Origin of the sequence: Pseudomonas fluorescens (assembly GCF_902497855.1) — a bacterium.
Taxonomy (GTDB): Bacteria; Pseudomonadota; Gammaproteobacteria; order Pseudomonadales; family Pseudomonadaceae; genus Aquipseudomonas; species Aquipseudomonas fluorescens_BI.
In genome coordinates this window covers 128,229-133,664 of the sequence record NZ_CABVHU010000019.1, presented here as the reverse complement: position 1 = coordinate 133,664, position 5,436 = coordinate 128,229, and the positions used below count along the sequence as shown (strand labels likewise).

Sequence of the window (5,436 nt, the reverse complement as noted above, 5' to 3'; positions counted from 1 at the left end):
AGCACCATGCTGGCAGCATGCAGCTTGAACTCGCGGGTATAGACCTTTCTTTCGTTCATGAAACCTCCAAGTTGGCGAAATCATATCGCCCTTAAGAGGTGTCCGGAATTATTAGGCCAGTTCAAGCTTGCCGGCGAAAGCGCTCTTGAAAACGCCTCCCCCGTAGGAGCCAGGCTTGCCGGCGAAAGCGCTGTTGAAAACGCCTCCCCCGTAGGAGCCAGGCTTGCCGGCGAAAGCGCTCTTGAAAACGCCCTCCACCGTAGGAGCCAGGCTTGCCGGCGAAAGCGCTCTTGCAAACGCCCTCCCCCGTAGGAGCCAGGCTTGCCGGCGAAAGCGCTTTTGAGGACGCCTTCGCCGGCAAGCCTGGCTCCTACCGAAAAGCCGCAAAAATTTATTTTCCCGGTTTCTTTCCGGTTTTCCGTTCGTGCTGCGTCTAATAATCATTCCTATTAACAAAAAACTCTGCACAACACTTTTTCAGGAGCTCAGGTAAGTAATGCGACCTCAAACCCGCCGCACACCTCTCGCGCTGGCCGTACAGCGCCCGACTTTGCATCGCACCCTGTTTACCAGCGTACTGCTGACCGCCACCTTGCTGGGGAGCTCGATGGCCAATGCTGCACCTGTAAAAGTGAGTATCCCGGTCCAGCCGCTGTCCAGCGCGCTGACTGAACTGGGCATGCAGACCAACCTGCAGATCCTCTACAGCCCCGACCAGGTCGCCGGGATCAGGTCCCGCGCGGTGTCCGGGTCGCTGGAGCCTTCCCAGGCCCTGTCGGAACTGCTCAAGGGCACCGGCATTTCGTTCCAGATCAACGGCAACACCGTGACCCTGGTGTCCGGCGGCGGCTCGAGCCTGCAACTGGGCGCGACCACCATTTCCGGCCAGGCCCTGGGCCTGAACACCGAAGACACCGGCTCTTACACCACCGGTGCGACCACCACTGCCACCAAGCTGCCATTGACCCTGCGTGAAACGCCGCAATCGGTGACCGTGGTGACTCGTCAGCAGATGGACGATCGTGGTGCAACCAGTGTCAGCGATGTGTTGCGCAACACCCCCGGCGTCACGATGCAGAAGTACGACAGTGACCGCACCGAGTTTTCCTCCCGCGGCTTTGCCATCACCAACTATCAATACGATGGCGTCAACATTCCTTACGACGGGGTCTACGGTGAGAACCCCAACAACAGCGACGACTCCGCCAGCCTCGACCGCATCGAAGTCATCAAGGGCGCGACCGGCCTGATGACCGGCTCGGGTGACCCGTCCGCCACCGTCAACCTGGTGCGCAAGAAACCGACCAAGGAATTCAAGGCCTCGGTCAGCGCCACTGCCGGTTACTGGGACAACTATCGTACCGAAGGCGACATCTCCGGCTCGTTGACCGACTCCGGCAACGTGCGTGGCCGCTTCGTTGGCGCCTATCAGGACAAAGATTCGTACATCGACCACTACAGCCAGAAGAAAGACCTGTTCTACGGCATCCTCGAAGCCGACCTGACCGACGACACCCTGCTGACCTTCGGCATCGACAAGTCCAGCGCCACCCCGCGCGGCAGCTCCTGGACCGGTAACTCACCGTTCTACAGCGACGGCGGCCGTACCGACTTTGCCCGCAGCTTCAACCCGGGCGCCGACTGGAGCCGTCGTGATTTCGACAGCACCACCTACTTCGCCTCGCTGGAACAGGCCCTGGCCAACGACTGGAAACTCAAGGTCAGCCTCGACCAGAAAACCACCGATCACGATACGCGCCTGGCCTCGGCCAGCGGCGGCAACCCGGACCGCACCACCGGTGAAGGCATGTTCTTTTACTGGGGTCGCTGGGAAGGCCATCGCGTGCAGAACACTGCCGACGTGAACGTCTCCGGCCCGTTCTCCCTGGGCGGCCGCGAGCACGAATTGGTGGCCGGTTTCATGGCTTCGCACTCGCGCCAGACCGGTGCCACCTACGACACCAGCGCCTTCGAACTGGTCCCGGGCAGTATCTTTGACTGGAAAGGCAACCTGCCGGTCCAGGAGTTTCCGAAAAACGGCAAGTACGAGCGCACCACCAGCCAGAACGGCGTTTACCTGGCCACGCGCCTGCGTCCGACCGACGACCTGTCGTTCATCCTCGGCAGCCGTCTGAGCACCTTCAAGTACGACGAAGATTACACCTATTACCCGGGCGCCGGCCTGGCCGACACCCACGCCAGCTACAAGGAACACGGCGTGGTCACGCCTTACGCCGGTGTGGTCTATGACCTGAACGATACGTACTCGGTGTATGCCAGCTACACCAACATCTACCAGCCGCAGATCTACAAGGACGCCAGCGGCAAGACCCTCGATCCGGTGGAAGGCGACGCCTACGAGACCGGCCTGAAGGCGGCCTATTTCGATGGCCGACTGAACGCCAGCCTGGCCTTCTTCCGCATCGAGCAGGACAACGTCGCCCAATACGTCACCACCGACGGCACCGGCCAGGACGTGTACGAAGCCATCTCCGGCGCCACCACCAAAGGCGTGGAACTGGAACTGGCCGGCGAACTGGCGCAAGACTGGAACGTCTCTGCCGGCTACACCTACGCCCGCACCCGCGACAAGGACGAACAGCGCATCTTCGGCTTCCCGCTGGCCACCACCAAGCCGGAACACAGTATCCGCACGTTCACCACCTACCGCCTGCCGGGCGCGCTGAACCAGGTCACCGTCGGTGGCGGTGTCAGCTGGCAGAGCGCGTTCTACGGCCAGACCTTCAGCCCTACCGATGGCAGCGTCAATCTCAAGCAAGGCGGCTACACCCTGGTGGACCTGATGACTCGCTACGAGTACGACGACCATCTGAGCTTCACCGTCAATGCCAACAACGTCTTCGACAAGAGGTACCTGACGGGCCTGGGCAACTTCGGCACCACCTTCTCCGGCGAGCCGCGCAACATGCAGGTCACGGCGAAGTATGATTTCTGAGCGCTGAGCTGAATTGAAAAATGCCCGTGTCGTGAGATGCGGGCATTTTTTTGGCTGAGAGTTTTTATGGTGACTGTGATGCCGCCTTCGCGAGCAGGCTCGCTCCCACAGGGGATCTTCGGTGAACACAGAGTTTATGTTCACAGCGGCCACCTGTGGGAGCGAGCCTGCTCGCGAAAACGATGGCCGCCCTGCTAAAAAATTCCGACACCAGACATCCGGCGAAGTGGCAGTGACTACTAACGCGGGTCGAGTCGATCCAGCGCCCGATTCACCGCCAACTCCCCCAGCATGATGACCTGCGCAATGCCCAGCAGGGTATTGCGATGCGACCCTTCCAGGAACCCCGCCAGATCGCTGGCCATGACATTGGCCGACGCCAGCGACTCGCAGGCATGAGCCAGCAGCGTCTCGGTATCGAGCTCGGGGTCGACGATGAACATGGTGCCGGGTTTGCGTGGCGTAGCCATGATGTTGGCGGCCGGATTGAGGTGATGGTCGAGCGCGCGTTCGGCGGCTTCGTGGAGTTTTTTTGAATCGAGGTTTTCGTAGGGGGATGCCGGAGCGGTGTCCGGCGGGTTGGGTGTGACCTTGAACATAGATGAAACTCCTAACGCGAATAACAAAGGAGCCATCACCCTCGCTACCAAACGAAAGGTGGCGGCCATACGCGGGTTGGTAGACCGGTCGCATTAGGAACCCGGCGCCCCTGAAGGAGCCCTGCGCATGGCCACCATAAAACAGAGTCCGGAGAAAGCGACTGCGTAAGGTGGCGCTATGCGCCTAATACGAAACGGGCTACCAAACCCGATCGCTGTTTTTCAGCGACCGACAAACGATAGAGCCCGCACCCAAGGCGCACAAGCCGGCGGATTCTGGCGTAACTGTAGGCAATGGCGCAAGGTGTTGTAGCTTGTAGGAAGTCATCTTGCGGGTGATTAAACAAACGCAATTAAACAATGTTTAATGACGGGTGACGGTGCTTACACGCGAAGTACATAAACGGAAAAAACAGTGCCTGCATTGTTAGTACGCGCATTTGCTGGAGCTATAGATTTGTATTGACTGTCAGGCAGTCTTCGCGAGCAAGCCCGCTCCCACATTTGATCGTCAGAGGCACAAAATTTGTGTACGACATAGATCAAAATGTGGGAGCGGGCTTGCTCGCGAAGGCGATGGTAAATCCACCAAAAATCTTCCTGCTTAATGTAAAAAACCGCCACCCCCTATCCAGGAATGGCGGCGTTTTGCATTTCAATTCAAAGCTGCGAACGCACCCACCCCGCCACTTGCGCATGAATCCCTTCCACTTCACTCAGCAACCCACCCATGCGCATGAAGTCGTGGGTCATGCCCGGCTGTTCCAGCAACGTCACCTCATTACCGGCAACACGCAGAAGCTCGGCATACGCCAGCCCTTCGTCATGCAAGGGATCATGGCCGGCCAGGTACACCAGCGCCGGTGCCAGGCCTGACAGGTCAGCCGCCAGCAACGGCGAGCAGCGCCAGTCCGCCAGGTCCTGCGGCGTGCGGGCGTAATGGGCGTAGAACCAGTCCAGCGTCGGCGTCTCCAGCAGATAGCCTTCGGCGAAGTCGCGGTGTGAGGCGCGCTTGGTGGTGGCATCTGTCACTGGATACACCAGCACTTGCGCCTTGGGTTTCAACAGTAGTTCTGCAGGTTCGCGCACGGCCATGATCGATAGCACCGTGGCCAGGGTCGCGCCGACGCTGTCACCGGCAACGGCTACCCGCGTTGCGTCGAGGCCATGGGCTGCGCCCTCGCGGACCAGCCAGTTGCCGGCATCGCAGGCGTCCTGTACCGGGGTGGGGAAACGCCATTCCGGTGCCAGTCGGTAATCCACCGTCAACAGGGCGAAACCACCTTGGGCGGCCAGGCGTCGGCACAGTGCGTCGTGGGAATCGAGACTGCCGACCACGTAGCCGCCGCCGTGGAAGTACAGCACCACGGGCTGCAGTCCATCGGTCGGGTTGCCATCGCGATACAAACGCGCCGACAGGCTGTGGCCGTCCCGTGCGGCGAGGGTGAAGTTTTCGCAAGTGATGCTGTCCAGCGGTGTGTCTAGAAAGCCCGAGGAGGCTTCGAAATCGATTCGTGCCTGTTGCGGGGTCTGTTCGTGCATCGGGCGACTTTTGCCGGTCAGGCGGCCGAATTCGGCGAGTTCTAGAAATGCTTCAAGTTCTGGCAAGACGGCCATGGGATGAATCCTTTTACGCAATAGGGTCAATGGTCGGGCGGAACACACTATTGAATCGAGCGAAGATCCCCTGTAGGAGCTGGCTTGCCAGCGAAGGACTTGAGAGCGCCGCGTTTTTCCAGGAAGCACGCGTTTTCGTTAACGACCTTCGCTGGCAAGCCAGCTCCTACATGAGCGCGGATCGCTGTACCGCGTTTTGTCAGGGAACGCGCGTTATCGTTGACGTCCTTCGCTGGCAAGCCAGCTCCTACAGGGGGCTTTGTT

Annotated in this window: 3 protein-coding genes; 1 reads left to right on the top strand and 2 read right to left on the bottom strand. The window is 60.0% G+C overall.

What is annotated here, in order from left to right:
• Positions 1 to 496 precede the first annotated feature (496 nt).
• Positions 497 to 2,956 (top strand): TonB-dependent siderophore receptor, encoded by a 2,460-nt coding sequence (locus tag F8N96_RS29190; RefSeq protein WP_150800739.1) that lies wholly within the window; start codon positions 497 to 499, stop codon positions 2,954 to 2,956.
• 239 nt (positions 2,957 to 3,195) lie between these two features.
• Here F8N96_RS29190 and F8N96_RS29185 read toward each other — a convergent pair whose 3' ends face one another.
• A complete protein-coding gene (locus tag F8N96_RS29185; RefSeq protein ID WP_150800738.1) occupies positions 3,196 to 3,555 on the bottom strand; it encodes a DUF6124 family protein in 360 nt (119 codons plus the stop codon).
• A 660-nt stretch (positions 3,556 to 4,215) separates the two neighbouring features.
• The gene (locus tag F8N96_RS29180) at positions 4,216 to 5,172 is read right to left on the bottom strand and encodes an alpha/beta hydrolase (protein WP_150800737.1); all 957 of its coding nucleotides are present in this window, start codon (positions 5,170 to 5,172) and stop codon (positions 4,216 to 4,218) included.
• Between the last annotated feature and the right edge of the window lie 264 nt (positions 5,173 to 5,436).